This is a genomic window from Flavobacterium sp. (assembly GCF_039916025.1).
GTDB lineage: Bacteria > Bacteroidota > Bacteroidia > Flavobacteriales > Flavobacteriaceae > Flavobacterium.
On the sequence record NZ_JBDSMB010000114.1, the window covers coordinates 1 to 22603 of the forward strand.

General features: G+C 34.3%; 18 protein-coding genes. 1 reads left to right on the top strand and 17 read right to left on the bottom strand.

What is annotated here, in order from left to right:
* Nucleotides 1-244 precede the first annotated feature (244 nt).
* The 15 genes from aroA to ABIQ27_RS08005 all read right to left on the bottom strand — a co-directional run bounded on the left by aroA (nucleotide 245) and on the right by ABIQ27_RS08005 (nucleotide 19454).
* Nucleotides 245-1507 (bottom strand): 3-phosphoshikimate 1-carboxyvinyltransferase, encoded by a 1263-nt coding sequence (gene aroA / locus ABIQ27_RS07935; protein ID WP_348033336.1) that lies wholly within the window; start codon nucleotides 1505-1507, stop codon nucleotides 245-247.
* A 46-nt stretch (nucleotides 1508-1553) separates the two neighbouring features.
* Nucleotides 1554-1880, bottom strand: coding sequence for a nucleotide pyrophosphohydrolase (locus ABIQ27_RS07940; RefSeq protein WP_348033337.1), 327 nt, complete (start codon nucleotides 1878-1880; stop codon nucleotides 1554-1556).
* A 52-nt stretch (nucleotides 1881-1932) separates the two neighbouring features.
* Nucleotides 1933-3915, bottom strand: a complete 1983-nt coding sequence (locus tag ABIQ27_RS07945; RefSeq protein WP_348033338.1) for a DUF3857 domain-containing protein — start codon at nucleotides 3913-3915, stop codon at nucleotides 1933-1935.
* A 4-nt stretch (nucleotides 3916-3919) separates the two neighbouring features.
* Nucleotides 3920-5920 carry a transglutaminase domain-containing protein gene (locus tag ABIQ27_RS07950; protein WP_348033340.1) on the bottom strand — a complete coding sequence of 667 codons (2001 nt, stop codon included), beginning with the start codon at nucleotides 5918-5920 and terminating at the stop codon, nucleotides 3920-3922.
* A 74-nt stretch (nucleotides 5921-5994) separates the two neighbouring features.
* The gene (locus tag ABIQ27_RS07955; RefSeq protein ID WP_348033342.1) at nucleotides 5995-7917 is read right to left on the bottom strand and encodes a DUF3857 domain-containing protein; all 1923 of its coding nucleotides are present in this window, start codon (nucleotides 7915-7917) and stop codon (nucleotides 5995-5997) included.
* Nucleotides 7918-7968: 51 nt separating this feature from the next.
* Nucleotides 7969-9975, bottom strand: a complete 2007-nt coding sequence (locus ABIQ27_RS07960; RefSeq protein WP_348033343.1) for a DUF3857 domain-containing protein — start codon at nucleotides 9973-9975, stop codon at nucleotides 7969-7971.
* A gap of 5 nt (nucleotides 9976-9980) precedes the next feature.
* Nucleotides 9981-11891: a transglutaminase family protein gene (locus ABIQ27_RS07965; RefSeq protein ID WP_348033344.1), complete on the bottom strand. Its 1911-nt coding sequence runs from the start codon at nucleotides 11889-11891 to the stop codon at nucleotides 9981-9983.
* A 49-nt stretch (nucleotides 11892-11940) separates the two neighbouring features.
* Nucleotides 11941-12393 carry a D-aminoacyl-tRNA deacylase gene (dtd, locus tag ABIQ27_RS07970; protein WP_348033345.1) on the bottom strand — a complete coding sequence of 151 codons (453 nt, stop codon included), beginning with the start codon at nucleotides 12391-12393 and terminating at the stop codon, nucleotides 11941-11943.
* A gap of 100 nt (nucleotides 12394-12493) precedes the next feature.
* Nucleotides 12494-13471: a ribosome small subunit-dependent GTPase A gene (rsgA, locus tag ABIQ27_RS07975; RefSeq protein WP_348033346.1), complete on the bottom strand. Its 978-nt coding sequence runs from the start codon at nucleotides 13469-13471 to the stop codon at nucleotides 12494-12496.
* Between the two features lie 93 nt (nucleotides 13472-13564).
* Nucleotides 13565-14047, bottom strand: a complete 483-nt coding sequence (locus ABIQ27_RS07980; RefSeq protein ID WP_348033348.1) for a hypothetical protein — start codon at nucleotides 14045-14047, stop codon at nucleotides 13565-13567.
* 107 nt (nucleotides 14048-14154) lie between these two features.
* On the bottom strand, nucleotides 14155-15237 hold the full coding sequence (locus ABIQ27_RS07985) for a bifunctional 3-deoxy-7-phosphoheptulonate synthase/chorismate mutase type II (protein WP_348033349.1): 1083 nt from the start codon (nucleotides 15235-15237) through the stop codon (nucleotides 14155-14157).
* An 8-nt stretch (nucleotides 15238-15245) separates the two neighbouring features.
* On the bottom strand, nucleotides 15246-16091 hold the full coding sequence (locus ABIQ27_RS07990; RefSeq protein ID WP_348033350.1) for a prephenate dehydrogenase: 846 nt from the start codon (nucleotides 16089-16091) through the stop codon (nucleotides 15246-15248).
* Between the two features lie 94 nt (nucleotides 16092-16185).
* Nucleotides 16186-17331, bottom strand: a complete 1146-nt coding sequence (locus tag ABIQ27_RS07995) for an aminotransferase class I/II-fold pyridoxal phosphate-dependent enzyme (RefSeq protein WP_348033351.1) — start codon at nucleotides 17329-17331, stop codon at nucleotides 16186-16188.
* A gap of 70 nt (nucleotides 17332-17401) precedes the next feature.
* Nucleotides 17402-18229 carry a prephenate dehydratase gene (locus ABIQ27_RS08000; RefSeq protein WP_348033353.1) on the bottom strand — a complete coding sequence of 276 codons (828 nt, stop codon included), beginning with the start codon at nucleotides 18227-18229 and terminating at the stop codon, nucleotides 17402-17404.
* 301 nt (nucleotides 18230-18530) lie between these two features.
* Nucleotides 18531-19454 carry a M20/M25/M40 family metallo-hydrolase gene (locus ABIQ27_RS08005; RefSeq protein ID WP_348033354.1) on the bottom strand — a complete coding sequence of 308 codons (924 nt, stop codon included), beginning with the start codon at nucleotides 19452-19454 and terminating at the stop codon, nucleotides 18531-18533.
* Between the two features lie 117 nt (nucleotides 19455-19571).
* Here ABIQ27_RS08005 and gldA point away from each other — a divergent pair, with 117 nt between their 5' ends.
* Entirely contained in the window at nucleotides 19572-20477 is a 906-nt protein-coding gene (gene gldA / locus ABIQ27_RS08010; protein ID WP_348033355.1) for a gliding motility-associated ABC transporter ATP-binding subunit GldA, read from the top strand.
* A 64-nt stretch (nucleotides 20478-20541) separates the two neighbouring features.
* On the opposite strand, the gene ABIQ27_RS08015 is transcribed toward gldA, so the two are convergent.
* Nucleotides 20542-21291, bottom strand: coding sequence for a head GIN domain-containing protein (locus ABIQ27_RS08015; RefSeq protein WP_348033357.1), 750 nt, complete (start codon nucleotides 21289-21291; stop codon nucleotides 20542-20544).
* 10 nt (nucleotides 21292-21301) lie between these two features.
* On the bottom strand, nucleotides 21302-22390 hold the full coding sequence (locus ABIQ27_RS08020) for an acyloxyacyl hydrolase (protein ID WP_348033358.1): 1089 nt from the start codon (nucleotides 22388-22390) through the stop codon (nucleotides 21302-21304).
* Between the last annotated feature and the right edge of the window lie 213 nt (nucleotides 22391-22603).

Sequence of the window (22603 nt, forward strand, 5' to 3'; positions counted from 1 at the left end):
ATTAATCTGGCTTCGTCTCTGTTTTCTGCTGGAAATTCAGCTAATAATTCGGCTGGAAGATTGAACTGGAAATGAGATAATTTCATATAAGAATTTTAGATTTAGGATTTAGGATTTAGGATTTTGAGCCCTAAAATTAAATCGCCCGCAAATATACGATTGTGAGATAGGCGTTGTCAAGTGTTTTGGTGTTTATTTTTGTAAAAGGTTCTGAGGTACTGAGTTGCTTAGGTTCTAAGGTTTATTAAAATTCTGAAATAAAAAAACCAATATATTTTAAATCTTCCCAAAAAGCAGGATAGGATTTTGAAACTACTTCTGCATCTTCAATTGTTATATCTGTTTTCAGTGCCAAAGGCGCAAATGCCATTGCCATTCGGTGATCCTGATAGGTTTTGATTTTTATGTTTGTATGAATTGCATTTGATGGTTCCAATGTTAAGCTTTCTTCAGTAACTGAAACTGTTGCACCGAGTTTTTCTAATTCATTTTTCAAAGCCAATAATCTATCTGTTTCCTTTATTTTCAGCGTATGCAAACCTGTTAAGTGACAACTTATTCCTAATCCGAAGCAAGTGACAGCAATGGTTTGGGCAATGTCGGGAGAATTGTTTAGCTCACAGCTCACAGCTGACAGCTGACAGCTTTTCACTTTACGTAAATGAATCGAATTATTCTGAAAAATAGTGTCAATACCAAAGTCTTTATAGATTTCTGCTAAAACCGAATCGCCTTGCAGACTGTTTTCCTTATAGCTCGATAAAGTAATTTCAGTTCCGATTTTGGATAATGCTACGATAGAATAAAAATAAGAAGCAGAGCTCCAGTCGGATTCTACAATTATTGATTTAGGATTTGGGATTTGGGATTTGGGATTTATTTGAATTTTATTATTTTCAAACGAAGTTTCAATTCCAATTTCGTTTAGCAAAGCCAATGTCATTTTAATATAAGAAACAGAAGTGATTTCGCCTTCCAAAGTCAATTCTAAACCGTTTTCTAGTTTTGGAGCAATAAGTATAAGTGCCGAAATATATTGACTGCTGACATTTGCCGAAAGCGAAACTTTATTCTGCATTAATTTTTTGCCTTTTATTCGGATTGGTGGAAAACCTTCATTTTCTTCGTAGCTGATTTCGGCACCCAATTGTCGTAAAGCATCAACTAAAATTTTAATTGGGCGTTCTTTCATTCGGGAAGAACCTGTCAGAACAACTTGGCTGTTTTCCTGAATGGCAAAATAAGAAGTAAGGAAACGCATTGCCGTTCCGGCATGATGAATGTCGATGTGCTGGATGCTGGATGCTGGGTGTTGGGTGTTGGATGAATTTAAACTTTCTAAGGCTTTTGCCATCACTTCTGAATCATCTGAATTGGAAGTGTTTTCAAGTGTTAGATTTGGATACAACGCCTTAAGCAACAATAATCTATTAGTTTCCGACTTACTTCCGGAAATTTTGATGGAAGATTGTTGATTAACGATTGAAGATTTAAGAAGTAGATTCATTTTTGTTGTATCAACCCTTCCAGGGTTTCAAACCCTGGAAGGGTTTTTATTTCAGTTTATCGTTATTGTGATGACGGTCGTGGTCGCGATTGGTTTTTAAATCCAGTTTTTTATCAAAAGCTGCCTGTAAGTCGACTCCGGTTTGGTTTGCCAAACATAACACTACAAAAACCACATCGGCTAATTCTTCGCCAAGATCTTTGCCTTTATCGCTTTCTTTTTCGGATTGTTCACCATATCTGCGGGCAATTATACGGGCAACTTCGCCAACTTCTTCTGTGAGTTGCGCCATATTTGTCAGCTCATTGAAATAGCGAACACCATGAGTCTTTATCCAATTATCTACTTCTAGCTGGGAGTTTTTTAAATCCATTTTAGTTGTGAATTATAGAAGTCAAATATACAACTCCGGCAAGAAATAAACACTATGCTTTTTTGAGCACTATTTTTTCGGTCTGCTTGTTGACGATTTCTTTGAAGAAGTCTTTCAACACAGAATAATATTCTGCACCGATGATTGCCTGATTGATATCCAAAGTATAAAGCAATTGAATCTGATTTCCGGTATTAGAAATAAGATATTTAAAACTACCCAAACCATCGGGCATTGCAATAGCTTTGGGTTGTGGCAATGTTTCGACTGTATATCCATCCGGAATTGTTAAACTAATGCTATATTTTTCCTGCTTTGGATATGTAAAATCAATTGGATATTGGCGTGTTTCCTGTTTGAAAGGGTTTTCGCTTGTTGCAAAAAAGAGGAAAGGAGAAACATACATTTTGTCGCCAATAATCTCCACAGAATTATCTGTAGTGAAATCGTAATTTTCAATAATTGGCAGGTTTAAATCCGAGCCGTTTTGAACATTGTAATCTGTTATTTCCAATCCTAAATATTTTTTTTCAAGATTTTCGACATAGCTTTCTTTCGCTATTTTATTGTATTTTTCTCTGAACACAAAGGCATTATAATCTAAATACTGTTCTCTGATTTTACCGGAAACATCCCCATTAGAATTTATTTTTCCCATGATGTTAAGAACGTCTTTTGAATTGGAAGTTGGCATAAGATTTATTTCGGTTGAAGTTCCATCTTTTTTGATTAATCGACCAAACCAATTTAAATCTCTAATAGGCAAAACATTCAAATCTGAGTATTTATCTGTAGCATCTAAAAGAATTGTTTTTCCATCTATGTTTGCCGAAGCAATTACGTAATTAAAAAGTGTGCTGCTTGGAAAAGGTGCAATTCCATTTTCTCTTGTGCTGATTAAAACAGGATTCGCATCAATACCAGATATTCGCAACATAGCAACTAACATCAGATTTATTTCGGCCACATTACCTACTTTTTCTGTATAAATCTGTTCCATTTTTTTTCTTGGATAGTAACCAAATCTACCATTCCAATTCATTCTGTTCTTTACAAAATCTAATATCTTTTTTGTTTTTTCTTCGGGAGAACTTACGCCATTTAGTAATGACTTAATGTTTACCAGAAAATAATCAAATTGAGTAATTGCTGTTTTAAAATCTTTATCGTCATAAATAGATTTTGCAACATCTTCCCATGTTGTAGCTATCTGTTTTGGTTCTTTTTCGGGCATCCTCACAATCTGCAGTTCGTGAACAATTTTGCCCAGATAATTATCGATATTGTTTACATAGCTTTCTTCTTTTATTGCCGGAATATTATTTGCTTTGTAAGTTGAATTAATCTGGTTGAAACCTAACTGGATATTTCTATTATTTTCGTCATCATAATTCTGGGTGACATACACCATTTTTTCTTCTTTTACCACATCAATGTAGCCTTTTCTTATTCCTTTGTAAATATAAAGTTCCGGGATTTCTGTTACATATTCAATTTTGTTAACCGGAATTTCATATTGGAATTGAAAATCAGGCAGCGTTGATAAATTCTCCGTTTTTAATTCATATTTCAATTCGATGACTGAACCCACTTTTACATTGGGAAAAGTTAAGGATTTGACTTTCCAATATTCATTTACATCTTCTATAAACTTTGCATCATTGGTAACCTTGCTTTTTACAATTTTATCATTTTCCAGATTATAGGTAAAGGCACTCCTGATTTTTATGGATTCGTCATTTAATTTTTCGTACCCAATGTAGTAGGGCATTCTGAAATTACCCCACTCCAAACCTTCTTTTTTATAAATTTTAAGTTTGATTTGAAATTCAGTATACGATACAAATCCTTCCTTTGTATATTTAAAAAATGTTCTTGCTTTTTTGAATAAAAATGTGGCCGGAGCTGTAGTATCGCCCGGATTACTTTTTTCTAAAAGTTCGGCTTTTGAGACTTTGTCCAATTCCAGTTTTTGGGAAAAGCAATCGACAGAAATCAAAATCAATAAAAGAAAAAATTGATTAAATCTTACCATTATATCATATCTTTTTTAGCACTATTTTTTCGGTTTGTTTCGTTACGATTTCTTTATAATAGTTTTTCAGGATTTCATAATCCTCGGATCCAATAATAGCCTGATTGGTGTCTTCTGTATAAATTAACTGAATTTGATTGCCGGTATTTGAAATTAGGTATTTGAAACCACCAAGGTTATCAATCATTGAAACAGCTCCTGGTTGCGGTAAGGTTTCAACAGCATATCCTGTTGGAATTGTTAAACTTACCATGTATTTATCTTGCTTTGGGTAAACAAAATCTACCGGATATTCACGGGTTTCCTGTTTGAACGGATTTTCGGTTAGCGTGTAAAACAATAACGGAGAAACGTACATTTTGTCACCAATTATTTCGACAGCATTATTTGAGGTGAAATCATAATTCTCTATAATTGGCTTTGATAAATCGGTATTGTTCAGCACTTCATATTCTCCTATCTCTACTCCTTTGTACTTTTTTTCGAGCATTTCTTTATAGTTGTCTTTAGCAACACCATTATTGTTTTCTCTAAATTTGAATGCATTATAATCAAAGTGTTGCTCTCTGATTTTCCCTGACACTTCACCTTTACCGTTGATGCTTCCCATTATGTTTACAACGTTTTTTGAATTGGAAGTTGGCATTAAATTTACGAGTTCTGATGAACCATCCTTTCTGATAATTCTTCCTCTCCAGTTCAAATCTCTTATTGGTAAAATATTGGGAAGTGAAAATTTATTAGTAGCATCCAATAAAACAACCTGGTTATCTAATTCGACACCAGCGATAACATAATTAAAGGAAGTTCTGCTTGGAAAAAGCGAAACTCCGTTTGAACGTGTACTCAAAAGAATTGGATTGGCTTCAATACCAGCGTAACGAAGCATTGCTGTTAACATCAGATTGATTTCGGCATCATTCCCTTTTTTCTCCTGATATGCTTTTCTGACACCATCATTGCAATAAATACTGGAATATTCATCCCAATTCATTCTTGATTTAACATAGCTGAAGATAGTTCCGATTTTCTCGCCATAGGAAGTTATCCCGTTTAATAAAGCATCCAAATCTCTTTCAAAGTAACCTGTCTTTCTTAATTCATCACCAAAACCCTCACTGTCATATATTTTTTTGGTAACCGTTTCCCAATCAGTTGCATAATTCTTAATGGTCTGCCCGGGAAATTTAACCGAAGAGAGTTCTAATTCTATACTCGAAATATAATTTTTTATATTGTTTACATAAGATTCCTCTTTTATTGCCGGTAAATTTTGAGTTGTGTATTTCGTTTTAGCTTCAGAAAAATTAAAGTTATCGTTTGAAAACCTTGTTTCAGTTACTATAAAGCCTGATCTTTCGGTAGATGCAATTGTAATTGTTCTGTGATTTGTTTCCGAAACAACTTGTGGAGTGTACCCTCTAAAAGAGGGCTTATAAATAAAATATTCAGGAATAAACGTTTTATACTCGCTGTATAAAACAGGGATACTCGACTGGAAAAACCATTTTTCTAATGAGCCAAAATTATCACTGGTAAAATCATATTCATATTCAATAATGGATCCTTCTCTGACATTAGGCAGCGTGATTTTCTTTTGCGCCCAGTACTTATTTGTTTTTTCGTCAAATCTGCCATCGCTTTTGAGTTTGGTTTTTTCAATTTTTCCATTAACCAAATTATAGGTAGTTTCATCTGAAAAAGAAACATTCTCTTTGACATTTGGCCCAATGTAATACCTCACATTTTTATTTGCCCATTCATAACCTTCTTTCTTGTATATTTTTATCTTGGTCTTAACCCTAAGCTTTATAACAAATCCATCGTTTTGATTATAATCAAACGTGACTTCTCCTACATCAAACAAAATCGCTGCAACAGCAGAAGTATCAATTGGGCATACTTTTTCATTTAGTTCGGCAACAGTTACTTTACCTAATTCGTGATTTTGTGAAAAGGTATAAAAAGTTACGAGCAATAAAATGGCGATAAATGCTTTTTTCATAAATGTATACTTGGTAACAGTTACCTTAGAGTTATCGGTTTTTGGTAGTATTTATCAGATTGCAATTATTTTTTTTAAATCTTTTTTAAGACAATTTTTTCGGTTTGTTTGCTTACAATTTCTTTATAATAGTCTTTCAATACCTGATACGCTTCGGATGCAATGATAGCCTGATTATTATCCTGCGTGTAAACTAACTGTACCTGACTGCCGTTATTTGAAATCATATATTTAAAACCACCAAGATTTCCAGGCATTGAAAGTGCTTTTGATTGCGGCAATGTTTCAACAGCATATCCATCAGGAATTGTTAAACTTACCATGTATTTATCCTGATTTGGGTAAACAAAGTCAATTGGATACTCTCTGGTTTCCTGTTTAAACGGATTTTCAGTCCTGGTAAAAAACAATAATGGCGATATGTACATTTTATTCCCAATAATTTCTACAGAATTGTTTGATGTAAAAGAATAGTTCTCGACTATTGGCAATGATAAATCATCTTTATTCTGAACCTCAAACTCTCCAATTTCCAATCCTTGATACTTTTTTTCTAATGTTTCTATATGGCCATCTTTTGAAACACTTTTATTATCATCTCTGTACTCAAAAGCATTATAATCAAAATATTGTTCTCTAATCTTTCCTGTAATTTCTCCCTCAGCACTTATAGCTGCCATGATACTCACAACATCTTTTGAATTTAATTTTGGCATTAAGTCAATGTCAGCAGAACTTTGAGACGTCCTGACAATCCTTCCTAAACCATTCAAATCTCTTATTGGTATTATATCAGGCAGTGCATTTTTATTAGTTGCATCCAATAAAATTAATTGATTTGGCAGTTCGACACCAGCAATGACATAATTATAAGCGTTCATACTTGGAAAATCTGTAATACCATTATCACGAGTACTTAACAAAATAGGATTGGTGTCAATTTTCGCATAGCGTAGCATCGCAATCAGCATTAAATTAATCTCTGCAACATTTCCTTTTTTATTTTTAAACGCTTTTTTTACGCCGTCATTGCACGTAAATCCATAATATTCATTCCAAGACATATTAGATTTCACGTAATTAAATATGGCGGTAATCTTTTCATTTGAACTTGTCAAGCCACTTATTGCTTTATCTATTTCACTTTCAAAATATCCTGTTTTATTTAATTCACCTCCAAAATTATCGAATTCATTAATTCTCTTTGTAACTGTTTTCCAATCAGTTATTATTGGCTTAGTATTACCATAATAATCTTTAATAGATGACAATTCATATCTCAATCTTGTAATGTAATTTCTGATATTGTTTACATAGCCTTCATCCTTAAATGCAGGAACATTTTTTAAGGAATAAATAATCCTGTTGCTCAAAAAACTTGAGTTTGAGACTCCAAAAGTTTCAGATTTAATATCAGGGCTTAAAAAACCTGTCATTAATTTATTATAGGACAAATGACCTGAATATTCTACAATTAATTGAATATCTGATATTGGAATTACATCCTGAAAGTAGAAATTTACAGGCTGAAAATAATTATTTGTTTTTTTTCTGATTTTATATTCAATAATAGAGCCTACTTTAACATCAGGCATTGCTATCTTTTTTGCTTTTAAATTTGAAGACATAACTTCAATAAACTGGCTTTCTTTCTTAGGTTTTGTGATGATGATTTTATCATTTTCGAGATTGTATGTTGCTACATCTGTAAACTGAGCATCATCATCATCTGCACTCCAAAACTGCTCTTTAATGTTACCATAGCTATATCCTTCCTTTTTATAAATTTTTAATTTCACTTTAGTTTCATTAATAATATCACCCTCATAATTGAAGTATATTTTGCTAGTCTTAAAAATAACTGAAGCCACCGCAGAGGTATCCATTGAATATGCTTTTTCTTTAAGTTCAGCAACAGTTACTTTACCTAATTCGTGATTTTGCGAAAAGCTATACAAAGTTAAGAGCAATAAAATGACGGTGAATTCTTTTTTCATAGAATGGCTGACTAACTTTGATTTATGTGTTTTGGGAACTTTTCGTTGTTTTTAAATCTTTTTTAAGACTATTTTTTCGGTTTGTTTGCTTACAATCTCTTTATAATAGTCTTTCAATACCTGATAAGCTTCGGATGCAATAATAGCCTGATTATTGTCCTGCGTGTAAACTAACTGTACCAGGCTGCCGTTATTTGAAATCATATATTTAAAACCACCAAGATTTCCGGGCATTGAAAGTGCTTTTGATTGCGGCAGTGTTTCAACAGCATATCCCTCAGGAATTGTCAAACTTACTGTATATTTATCTTGGCTTGGGTAAACAAAATCAATTGGATACTCACGGGTTTCCTGCTTGAACGGATTTTCAGTTGATGCAAAAAACAATAACGGTGATATATACATTTTATCTCCTATGACCTCAACAGAATTGGTTGATTTAAAAGAATAATTCTCTACTATTGGCAGTGATAAATCTTTGCTGTTCTGAACATCAAATTCTCCTATCTCCAATCCCTGATGCCTTTTTTCTAATTTTTCGATATAGCTGTCTTTAGAAATGCTATTGTAGTTATCTCTATATACAAAAGCATTGTAATCAAAATACTGCTCTCTGATTTTCCCGGTGACTTCTCCCTGTGAATTTATAGCCGCAATAATATTTACAACATCTTTTGAATTTGATTGTGGCATTAAATTAATTTCAGCCGAACTTCCATTTTTTCTAATAATCCGGCCAAACCAGTTTAAATCTCTAATAGGCAAAATATTTGGTTGTGAATTTTTATTTGTAGCATCCAATAATACCATTTGCCCATTAGTTTCTACTCCGGCAATAACATAATTATAGGCTGTTTTGCTTGGAAAAATTGAAATCCCATTGTCTCGGGTACTTATTAATATTGGGTTAGCATTAACTCCAGCTTTTCTGAGCATTGCAACAAGAATCAAATTGATTTCTGCTGAATTACCTATCATATTTTTATAAGCTGTTTTTACACCATCATCACAATAAACACGTTTGTATTCATCCCAATTCATTTTTGATTTTACATAATCAAAAACTTTTACTAATCTCTCATCATTTGAAGCAACGCCATTAATAATGACCTTTAGGTCATCCTCAAAATATGAATCTTTATTTAATTCACCTCCAAACATTTCATTATCATAGATGCTCTTGCTTACCGATTCCCATGAATTGGTAATTGGTCTGAAAACTTCTCCAGGGTATTGGATTCCCGATAATTCATGAACTACTGAGGATGTGTAATTTTCAATATTATTGACATACGACTCATCTTTTAATGCAGGAACATTTTCCAGAATGTATGTTCTTCTTTTTTCTGTGAACTCGATATTTTGAGAAGTGTTTAATGTCTTCCTGTATGGACTGCCCATTTCATTCCTATCTCTATCGAAATAGGTAAACGTATTTTTACCTGCGCTTTCTATTATTTTTGGCGTCAAACTTCCTTTAATCATAGGATTGTAAAAGTAATATTCTGGGATGGAAGTCTTATATTCAGAATATACTGTGGGAATCACAGTTTGGAATCTCCAATCCCTGAAACCTTGAAAATAAGATGATTTTATTTCGTATTTAAATTCAATTATAGAGCCTTCTTTAACATTTGGGAAAGTAATTTTCTTAATGTTTGTAGTCTTACTTAACTTTTCGGTGAATTCTCCATCACTCTTTAGTCTGGTTTTTTCAATTTCATTGCCTTTCAGATTATAAGTAACTGCCTTGCTAAAAGTAACTATCTCTACTGGGTCTTTCCCTACATAATATCCAACAGATTTATTGGCAAAGTTTAACCCTTCTTTTTTATAAATTTTGATTTTAGTCTGCACTTCTGTAAGAGAATAAAATCCGGATTCATCATATCCGAAAGATGTTTTACCAATATCAAACAAAACTGCAGCAACGGCTGAAGTATCTATTGGACAAACTCTTTCTTTTAGTTCAGCAACGGTTACTTTTCCTAATTCGTGATTTTGGGAAAAGCTGTAAAAAGTTACAAGCAATAAAATGGTGGTGAGTACTTTTTTCATAATTGTTAGGCTTTAGTAATAACTACTTTTGAATTATCGTTTTTGGCTATGGTTTCTCTGAATTTTCTATAATTTTCATATTTGGATTTGTCGTAAAATCCTTTTTTGATAACCAGCTTTCTTTTGCACAGTATTTTGTTTGGACTTATGGTATTGAATTCAATCTTGTAAGAGCCAAATTCCGTTTCCTGCTCTGTTCCGTTTGGTTTTGCTTCAACAATAAATCCATCCGGAATCGTAATTTCTATTTCGTCTTCATTGGTATAGCCTCTTTCCATTTGAAACGGAAATTCCCGCGTTCTGTATTTTTTTGGAACATACGAACTCTGGTCAAAAGCATTCAGTGCAAACATCAATTTTCCTCCTGTAATTTGGGCATAACCTTCAGCTTCCAATTCTAAATCTTCAGTAAATTCAATGGTTTTAGGGTTGTTATTTAGGTTGATTTTTTTTATCGTCAGATTATTGATGTTATCAAATTCTTCTTTATAATTTTTGATTTGATCTTCTCTGCTCATTCTTTCTTTTCCAAATTCGCTATCATAGCGCAAGGCTTTAGAGATGATTTTTACTTTGCCTATAAAATTTCCATTTTCCGTTATTTGATAAGAACCTTTTGTTGTTTTTACATTGTCTGTTTCTGCAAATATTTTTGTTTTAACTATTTCTCCACCTTCCGGTTTTATCAATAAAACATTTCTATCATCCGTAAAATCTCCCTGGAAACCAAACGGCTGGATTTGGCTTGTACATTCTAACCAAACCAATTTTTTATCTATTGGCAATGTCAGGATAACATGATTTCCCTGTATGGAAGCGAAATCATTTTGCAAATCTTTTGTCTCGTTCTGGCCCGCATAAACAACGGTATAATAAGACGGAACGCCAACGACTTTGAGCAGTGATCGTGTATAATTTGACAATGCTTTGCAATCGCCATAACCTAGTTTATCTACATCTTTAGCCAACATTGGTTTCCATCCGCCAATTCCAACCTGAACACTTACATAACGGGTTTTATCCTGAACATACTTGTAAATAATTCGGGCAATTTCAATTGGATCTTTTTCGGCACCAACCAATTGTTTAATCTTTACTTGGGTTTCTTCCGGAATTTCTTCGGTGTCAGCCAAAAGAGAATTATAATACCATTTCCCGAATTCTTCCCAGTTAGTTGCTTTTCCGTCAACATTTTCCAAATGGAAATTTTCTAAAGCAAAATATACTATTGGAAAAACATCCGAAAATCCAGGACTTAATTCTTCTCTTTTTTTGGCAATTAAATTTGTCGCTTTGTAGTTTATGCTATTTGCTGTTTGCTCCTTTTCGATGTGGAATTTATCAGAGAAATTAACCTCTTTTATTTTTAATTTCAACTCAGGCTTATAGGTAATACTTAGCGAAGTGTTTTCAATACTGACCAAATAATCATCCGATGGACTCCAGGACGGAATAAAAGCGGTATTAGATGTTTCGGTATCAACTTCAAAAACCATAGTAAAAGGATACGTAATTGGGGTGTAATCTAAGTATAGAGCTCTATTATCATTAAAAACGGAAATACCATCAGCTACACTTGTATCTTTAAAATCCTTCCTTTTGTAAACTTTTAATTGTTTGCCAAATGAATCGTAAGCCGTAGCTTCAATTTTAGTTATCCTTCTGTTCTTATCATAATGCTCCGCCAAACCCAAGTTTCTTAGACCCAATTCGTTCAAAACGGTTGTGACCTGAGTTGAACTAATTGTCATTGATTTTTGAGAAGTAATATTGATATCCATTTGATTCAAACGCACAACTGAATTGGCATTTTGCTTCAAACTATCGGGAATAGTCAAGGTAGAATATTCTAATTTTTGTCCAAAAACTGATATGGAAATGAAAAAAAGAAAGAGCGGTAAAATAGGAAGTTTCATCGGTGCTAATTTCACCAAATATATAAAAATTAACTTACCATTAACAATCTTATTCTTTGTTTTTTGTGTCGATAATTATAGTGACAGGTCCGTCATTCAGCAGGGCTACTTTCATATCGGCGCCAAATTGTCCTGTTTGGACTTTCCTGCCCAATTCTGTTTCCATTTGCTGAATGAAAGATTCGTATAACGGAATGGCAATATTGGTTTTTGATGCTTTTAAATAAGACGGTCGATTGCCTTTTTTAGTCGAGGCATGCAAAGTAAATTGACTGACGATTATCATGTCGCCTTCAACTTCTTTTAGCGATAAATTCATTACCTCATTTTCGTCTCCAAAAATTCTGAGGTTGGCAATTTTAGCGGTTAGCCAATTGATGTCTTCTTTATCATCGGCATCTTCAAAACCAACCAGAACCAATAATCCTTTTTGGATATCGGCAACAACTTTATGGTCAATTGTAACTGAACACGAAGAAACTCTTTGGATAACGGCTTTCATTTTGCGTTAAATATTATTGTGAGAAATATAAAAAAATTATTTCACAGAGATTCACAGAGAAAAAAATTAAAAACTGTAAACTGTGACTGTAAACTGCCAACTATTTCCTCGTTTCATCGCTGGCAACTCTGTCATCGTTAAACACGTCCTGACGGTAATGTTCATCATCACCTTCAAGGATTTTGAGATAGCTATTATAACGTGACCAAGCAATTTTGTTGTCTTCTAAAGCTTTTTTAACAGCGCAATTTGGTTCTTCTTTGTGCAAACAATTATTGAACTTGCATTGGTCTTTCAGTTTGAAAAACTCTGGAAAATAGCCACTGATTTCTGCAGGTTCCAAATCAACAATTCCAAAACCTTTTATTCCCGGCGTGTCTATGATTTTGGCATCAAATGACAAGTCATACATTTCGGCAAAAGTCGTTGTATGCTGTCCTTGCTTGCTTTGTTCGGAAATATTTTTGGTTTTAAGGTTTAAAGCTGGTTCCAAAGCATTGACTAAAGTTGATTTTCCAACGCCTGAATGTCCGGAGAACATAGAAACTTTTCCAATCATCATTTGCTTTAATTCATCCAAACCTTTCTTTTCAATAGCCGAAACTTTTAAGAATTTATAGCCAATTTCAGAATAAATGTATTGCAGATACAATTGTTCATCGCGCATGGCCTCATCAAACGTATCAATTTTATTAAAAACCAAAACCGCTTCAATGCCATACGCTTCAGCGGTAACTAAAAACCTATCGATGAAACTGGTTGTTGTTGGCGGATTATTGATGGTAATTAACAAAAAAACAACATCAATATTGGAAGCAATGATATGGGTTTGCTTAGACAGGTTCACCGATTTCCTAACGATATAATTCTTTCTTTGGTGAATATTATGAATAGTTCCGGTTACTGCATCTGAGTTTTCGTCTAATTCATAATCTACCACGTCACCAACAGCAATTGGATTAGTGCTTTTAATTCCCTGCATGCGGAATTTTCCTTTGATTCTGCATTCCATAAAATCGCCTTGTTCTGATTTTACAGTGTACCAACTTCCGGTAGATTTATAAACGAGTCCTGTCATGCCGCAAAGATAACATTTCCAATTTATATTTTTCGGAATAAAAAAAAGTTGCCATTTCTGGCAACTTTAGAAAATAATATTTTTTCAAATTGTTTAATATTTATAACCGTAGGCCGTTCTATTGGAATCTACGTCTGTTTTAATCAAAATAAACTGATAGCCTAACTTTGCAGCCTGCATTTTTAATCTCTTATTAGCAGCCGAATTTCCATTATCCGGTTGATAACTGGCTAAATCTGCACTGGTTCCGATTGGCACTCCTACTTCTAAACCTGCAGTTGAATTTAAATTTTCAACGATGATGACTTTTTGCCAATCTGCTTCTCCGGCAACATCAATTTTGTTTGAAGTTTGTACAACCTGACCTGTTCTGCCATAAGTAATTTTTTCAACGGCATTCTTAGCAATAGTATACTCTACATTTTGACCTTCATAGGTAAATACGATGACATTGTCATCAACACTTACAATTCTTCCTTTAAGTGTTTCACCTATTTGTTTTTTAATCACATCGACTTGGGCTGAGGCTAAATTAAAACCAAAAACCAATGTTAATATTAAAATAATTTTTTTCATATTTTTATTTTTTAGTATTAATAGACTGTTTTTATAAGTTCCAGAGCAAATATAAAAAAACAACTATTACGAACCGCATTAAACCGATATTCTAACAAATTATCCGTTTAACAGTTAATTATCTTCTCCTGATGGCTGATACTTTCCTGGTGAATCGCTTTGAAAATCCTGAGGATAAACTCTTCGCTCAATCCTTTCTCTTCACCATCCAATATCATTTTCCCTAAAATTTCATTCCATCTTTTGTTTTGTAAAACAGCCACGTTTTTTTCCTTTTTCAAAGCTCCGATTTGTTCTGCCACTTTCATTCTGTTACCTAAAATCTCGAGTAATTTACTATCGGCAATATCAATATTGGCTCTGAGTTTTATCATTTTCGTATTAAAATCATCATCTTCGGTAGTTACTTTTTTTACTTTTAAATCTTCAAAAATCTGTTTCAAAGCCTTAGGCGTAACTTGTTGCGCTGCATCACTCCACGCATTATCCGGGTCGATATGGGTTTCAATAATCAATCCGTCATAATTCAAATCCAACGCTTGTTGCGATACTTCCAGAATCATATCACGTCTTCCTGTAATATGCGAAGGATCACAAATCAAAGGCAAATCTGGAAAACGACTTTGCAATTCAATCGCAATCTGCCATTCCGGAATATTTCTGTATTTCGTTTTTTCGTATGTTGAAAATCCTCTGTGAATTACGCCAAGCTTTGTAATTCCGGCATTATAAAGTCGTTCAACGCCACCAATCCATAAAGCCAAATCGGGATTTACCGGGTTTTTTACCAAAACAATTTTGTCCGTGCCAACCAAAGCATCAGCAATTTCCTGAACTGCAAACGGATTTACCGTAGTTCTGGCGCCGATCCAAAGCACATCGATATCGTGTTCCAAAGCCAATTTCACATGAGCCGCATTAGCAACTTCTGTCGCCATCAGCAAACCTGTTTCGGCTTTTGCTTTTTGCAGCCATTTTAACCCAATAGCACCGACACCTTCAAATCCACCTGGACGCGTTCTTGGTTTCCAGATTCCGGCACGGAAAATACTAACATCAGAATTTTTCAATTCGTGCGCTATTTTCAAAACCTGTTCTTCGGTTTCTGCGCTACATGGCCCCGCAATTACTAATGGATGCGACAGATTGAAATCTTCTAACCATTTTCTGTTTTCTTTTGTGATATTCATAGCTTCTGTTATTTTCCGTTTAATATTTCTTTTATCCTATTTGTGTTTTCCATTTCATGAAAAATCTGTTCATAATTTCCGCTTTCCAATAAATTTTTGAATTGCGATAAATTGGCGATGTATTCTTCTAATGATTTTACGACCTGTTTTTTATTTTGTTTGAAAATTGGCGTCCACATTGCTGGTGAACTTTTGGCTAATCTAACTGTGCTTTCAAATCCGCTGCCTGCCATATCGAAAATATCCTTTTCATCTTTCTCTTTCTCAATAACTGTTTTTCCCAGCATAAACGAACTGATGTGCGATAAATGCGATACATAAGCAATGTGTTTGTCATGTGATTTTGGTTCCATATATCTGATTCTCATTCCCAAATCTTTGAATAATTTCAGCCCTTTTTCCTGTAATTTAAAAGTAGTTTTTTCTACTTCACAAATGATATTGGTTTTGTCGACAAATAAGTTTCTTACTGCTGCCGTTGGTCCGGAGAATTCTGTTCCCGCAATAGGATGTGTTGCTAAAAAATTCCTTCTTTTTGGATGATTCGTAACCGCTTCGCATATCGGACTCTTAGTAGAACCGACTTCAAAAACTAAAGTTTCATCCGAAACCAAATCCAAAACTTTTGGCAAAAGTTCCAAAGCAATATCTACCGGAACCGCCATAATCACAAAATCAGCATCTATAGCATCATTTAATTCCGCTTTTTGATGAATGATTCCAAGTTCAATCGCTTGTTGCAAATGATTTTCATTAGCATCAACACCAATAATGACGGCACCTTTATCCAACGCCTGAATATCCAATGCCATTGAACCACCAATTAAACCTATTCCTATTACGTATACTTTCATAAATTCTTATATTTTCAATTGCAATGGCAAAATCAATAGCAATAAAAATTTTTGTCATTGATATTGACATTGATATTGATATTGACATTGATATTTAACTAAATCGTTCTATAGCCTGCTGGATTTTTTCTTCTGTAACGCAAAGCGAAAACCGAATATAACCTTCACCATTGCTGCCAAAAATAGTTCCCGGCGTTATAAAAACATGCTTTTTAATTAATACTTCATCAATAAATTCTTCCGACAAAATGCCATCCGGAAGTTTTGCCCAAACGAACAATCCAACGCTGTTTTTATCAAAAGCACAATTTAGTTTTTCTGCCAATTTAAAAATCAGGTTTCTTCTTTTGGTGTAAATTTCATTTTGCTTTTCAAACCAATCTTTTCCCAGTTTCAAAGCTTCGATCGAGCCTTTCTGAATTCCGTAGAACATACCGCTATCCATATTGCTTTTTACTTTTAGTATTGCATCTATCAAGGTTGGATTTCCTAAAACCATTCCAACGCGCCAACCTGCCATATTGTAGGTTTTGGACAACGAATTTAATTCTAATGCAACTTCTTTTGAGCCTTCAACCTGTAAAATTGACAAAGGATTTCCATTCAGCACAAAGCTATACGGGTTATCATTGACGATTAGAATATTGTGTTTTTTCCCAAATGCAATAAGCTTTTCAAACAGTTCCAAAGTTCCGTTCGCACCAGTCGGCATGTGTGGATACGAAACCCACATCAGTTTTACTTTTGACAAATCTGTTTTTTCTAAAACTTCAAAATCGGGCTGCCAATTGGTTTGCGCCGACAAATCGTAATATACTGCTTTCGCCTGAACCAATTCGGTTACCGAAGCATAGGTTGGATAGCCAGGATTTGGAATCAAAACTTCATCATCTTGATTCAAAAAGGCCAAAGAAATATGCATAATTCCTTCTTTGGAACCCATTAACGGCAGGATTTCGGTATTGAAATCCAAATCAACATTAAAATGGTTTTTATAGAAATCGGCAATTCCTTTTCTCAATTCAGGCAAACCCTGATAGCTTTGGTATTCGTGCGCTTTGTCATCAAACATGGCTTTTTGCATCGCTTCGATAACCGTTATATCAGGAGCCAAATCCGGGCTGCCAATTCCCATATTGATAACCGGCTTCCCTTCCGAAATGAGTTGACGAACTTCCCTCAATTTTCGTGAGAAATAATATTCCTGAACGGATTCTAATCTTTTTGCTGTTGTTATCATTTTTTCAATTTCAAATGTCAATATCAATTACAAAAATCAATTTAAAAATTGTTATTGCAATTGAATTTTGCTATTGTTTTTTGTTCTTGTATTCACCCAACACTTTGAAATGATTGGTCATAATCTCTAAAATCTTCATCGCTTTTTCATAATGCTTATACTTCTCAAAAACGACATCCACAAAAAAAGAATACTGAAATGGTGTTTCAATAATTGGCATCGACTGGATTTTGGTCAGGTTCAGTTTGCAGTTTGTCATCACGTTTAAAACGGTGGCCAGACTTCCCGGCGTATCATCCAACTCAAATTTCAAGGAAGCTTTATTGATTTCTTCTTTTGGCAACAGATTGGCTTCTTTACTGATGATAAAAAAACGTGTCATGTTGTTATTTACTGTTTGAATTTCGGGTGCAATGATAGTTAAATCATAAAGCGTAGCAGCAGCTTTACTGGCAATGGCCGCAATGCCTTTTATTTGCTTTTGATGAATTCGACGAGCGGTTTCGGCAGTGTCTTTATCTTCGACCAATTTAATTTTCGGATGCTTTTTCAAAAAATCCATGCACTGCAACAACGCCATCGGATGTGAGTGAACTTCTTCGATTTCGCTGATTTTTTGTCCGTTCAGCACCATTAAATTCTGAATAATATCCAAATAGTATTCACCTATAATATGCAAATCGTTCTTGTCAATCAAAGCGTAATTCGGAATAATCGAACCCGCAATGGAATTCTCAATCGCCATCACCGCCAATTGTGATTTGTCATGCAGCAAGCTATCGACCAGCGATTCAAACGACAGGCATTCGTTCACGGAAACATTCTGATGAAAATATTCCTGCGCCACCTGATGATGAAACGAGCCTTTGATGCCTTGTATTGCGATTTTTGTATCCATTTTTGAATTTGAATATAAGATTCTGAACTAAATTACTGCGTCAATTCGCTTCGCTCGGGTCAGAATAAAAAAAAATCCCGATTTTCATCGGGATTGTATCTTTATAAGTGAATTTTTATTTCTAAAACAACTATATGACAATCCCTTTCTGTTTCCAGAAAAAATAAAATGAATTGTTATAATAAGTTGCAGTCTGTAACATTTGTGCTTTTTGTATTTGGCTAATGTAAAAAATTAAAACATAGGTTTTACAAGACCTGACAAAAAAAATTACGGCAACGTTTTCGTAAAAGTGTTTTGATTACAACTTCGTCACCCGGCTTGGCGTATCTTTTCCGCTAATAATACTTTGCGAACTTATGGCAATGGATTTGATAATTTCGGTCATATTGTCTAAATCCAAAGTTGAAACTTCATCGCTTAGTTGGTGATAATTCGCTTCTGAATCCATTTTGGAAGTCGAAATAGTATGCGCCGGAACGCCAAGCGCCGCTAATGTCGCATTATCAGAACGGTAAAAAAGATGTTGGTCTGTATAAGGATCTTCATAAAAATTGAAGTTACTACCTTTTAAATTCTTTTGCAGAATAGTTCCGAAATCCGATTTCTCAAAACCTGTAATATAAGCTGAATTCTTATTCCATTTGCTTTCCGTGCCAATCATTTCAATATTGAACATCGCCACCACATCATCGGCATTGATGTTTTTGGAAAAATATTTAGAGCCATAACCACCGACTTCTTCTCCGGTGAAAGCCACAAAAATAATCGTGCGCTCATTGCTATTTAATTCTTTGAAATATTTCGCCAACGCAATCACGGCTGTAGTTCCCGAAGCATCGTCATTGGCACCATTATACACTTTGTCATCTCCGGAACTATCCATTCCCAAATGGTCATAATGTGCCGAGAACACAACATACTCGTTTGGTTTTGATTTTCCAGGCAACATTCCGATTACGTTATTGGCAGCTTTGCCTTTAGCTTTAAAATCCTGACGGTAACTTTTTAAATCACCATAATACTGCAATCCGATTTTGGTAAATTCTTTCTCAATAAATGCTGAAGCTGAATCAATTCCGGTACTGAAAATTTTTCTTCCTTCCATTTTATCGGAAGCCAGTTCTGTTTCAATCCGGACGATTTCTGATTTTTGAATTACTGGTTTTTTCTGCGCCTGAACCACAAAGCATGATAATAAGAACAGAAGTGCAATTTTTTTCATTCTTTATGTTTTTGAAATGTAAAGGTAAGTGTCTTATTTTAAAAAAAAGTTACAGTAAATCTAAAAAACAATGAACCAAAATTTTTTCTGTTTACATTTGCGTTAAATATTTCAGTTATGTCGATAGAAGTTCAGAATATTTCTAAAAGTTACGGAGCTCAAAAGGCTTTGGACAATGTTTCTTTCTCCATTAAAAAAGGAGAAATTGTTGGTTTTCTTGGTCCGAATGGTGCCGGAAAATCTACCTTGATGAAAATTTTGACCACATTTCTTAATGCTGATGAAGGAATCGCGACTGTCAATGGGAATGATGTAACCGAAAATCAAAAAGCGGTGCAGCTTTCGATTGGCTATTTACCGGAACATAATCCGTTATACCTGGATTTGTATGTTCGCGAATATTTAGCATTCAATGCTGATGTTTATAAAGTCTCGAAAGCGCGTATTGAAGAAGTCATTCAGCTTACCGGTTTATCGCCTGAAAGCCATAAAAAAATCGGGCAATTATCGAAAGGTTTCCGTCAACGTGTTGGCTTGGCAACTGCTTTGCTCCACAATCCTGATGTTTTGATTTTGGATGAGCCAACAACCGGATTGGATCCAAATCAATTGGTGGAAATCAGAAACGTAATTAAAAACGTTGGAAAAGACAAAACCGTTTTTCTATCTACGCATATCATGCAGGAAGTTGAAGCAATTTGTGACAGAGTTATCATCATTGATAACGGAAAAATTGTAACGGATAAAAAATTAGACAAGTTAGTTTCGGAAGAAAAAGAGCAAATTATCGAAGTTGAATTCGACAAAACTATTGATGAAACTTTATTAGCAGACTTACCAAATCTAAAATCTTATAAAAACACCGGGGCAAATCTTTGGGCATTAACTTTCACAACAGAAGAAGATATGCGTCCAAAAGTTTTTGATTTTGCCCACGATAACGGACTAAAAACGTTGCAGATTAGTTTGAAAAGTAAAAATCTGGAGCAAATTTTCAGAGAGAAAACTAAGAAAAGTGATTAGTGAATAGTGATTAGTGAATAGTAATTAGTGAATAGCTAAAAAATTTTACCTACTAATTACTCTATTAAGGATAGATAACACTTCCCTGATACAATTCCTGAACATCAACAATTGGCGGAACATTTTTCAAAACAACATTTCCGGTACTATTTAAAATTCCCGTAATGCTCTGAATTGGATTTACAATCATATCATTTGATCCACGATGATAAACTTCAATATTTTGAGCAATTAAATTCTGAGCTTCCATTCGTCCATCTCCAAAATAGAAATTAAAAGTTGCCAAATTAGTTTGCCCTGAAATATAAAACCTTGACACGTTGTTGTTGGCAATGTACAAAGAATAATTATTGACATTCAATATAAAATCGCCAGTTCCGGCACCGGATTCACCGTCACCGTCTTTGTCCATTGAAATAAAACCTATGTAGGGAAAAGTCAACACACCGTTCGAACTTATATTCCTATCCGTTTTAGAATAGACTTCTTCCAGCGTTGGCGTAGTTACTAAAATTCGAATTCTGCCATAAGAACGAACCCAATTACAACTGGCTTCATCTTTAAAAATAAGCTGATCTCCGTTTTGTATTACCTCAACATTGCTAATGAAATTTTCACCTGCTTCAATCTGCACTTTGGTTTCAGGACCTTCAGTAATAACGACTTCAATGCCGCGATAAACTTTTATTTTCTTAAACGGCAGAACGGGTACGTCTTTAGTTATAATAGCACCTGTACTTTCTAAGCAATCACTTGGTTTTTCGCAAGCGCTGAACATCCAAAACAAAACTATCAATAGTGAAAACTTCTTCATACCTCTCATTTTAAATTCTGTATCCGATTCCAAATTCTAAAGCCTCTGCCAAAAACAAATGCGTTTTGATGGTAAATCCACCAAATACTTTTTTCGTAAAATAATACTTCAAACCTACTCTGTCGTAAATTGGAATGTCTTTTTTAAAGGGCTCATAGACATAATATCCAATCTGTGCTTCAAGAGAAATCCTGTTAATCAGCAACTCATGTCCAACAAAAACCCCCACTCTTTTATAATCGGTATCCGCACTGATGTTTGCCTCAGGATATGCAACTGAATAATACCGAATATATTCTTCAATGGATTTTGTCAGGAATAATTCGGTTCCTAACTGCAAAGCCGATTTTCTGTTGATACGCTTGTCAGCATAAAATCCAATATGGTAAAAAGGAAATTGTCCGCTGCCAATGATTGGGTTTTCATTTATCCCCGTTCTAAGAACAAAATTATAATGAATTGGTTCTTTATATGATTTGCTGATTAAAGTCGTGTCTGCCTGGCGTTTGAAATCGTCTGAAAAATTATAATTCACACCAAGATTCAACAAATACGTATTGATACCGCTGTTTGGCGATTTCACTCTTCCGTTGGAATAATGCGTAAATAAAATTCCGGCATGAAACCCAACATTTTTGAACAGATTCTGATTGTCATAGGCCATTCCGATATTGGTATTTCCCATTAATTTGCTACCGAAAGCCCTGTTTTTGCTGTTATGGACTTTGTCATACGGATTTGTCGTGTAAGCAATTCCTTGTGCCAGCTTGAACTGCAACTGTCTTTTCCAAAAATAAAAATTATATAAAGCGCCAACAGAGTAGTTTTGCCCTAATGGCTTGCTTTTAAAATCCTGATATAAAAAGTAGGCTCCATAATCAGGGTAATTATAAGCTGTCTGCCATTCTTTGGAACCATCCGTTCTTTTGACAACACTCAGCCAAAAAGCCTGCGGATGTCCGTTAACCAAATGATACATATCTTCGGTATGTGGCAATACATTCCCTCTTAAATAAGAAGCTTCAACCACAAAAGGATTATTCTTTTGGCTAAAAACAGAAATGCTAATCAATAAAAAAAGAAAGTGAAATTTTCTCATCCTAAAATTTAAAACGCACAAATATAACTGAATATCTTTAGGAGCGAATGATTCGGGCATTTTTAACATCCATTTTCCCGCCATCCGCTATACAAGGTGTCGCTACTGTCGGGGCTAGTTAGGATTTGTCATTTGTGAGAATTAAAATTATATTTGAGGAAAATAATGCAATGGAAAACCTAAATAAGAATTTAATAATTGTCGTTTGCCTTG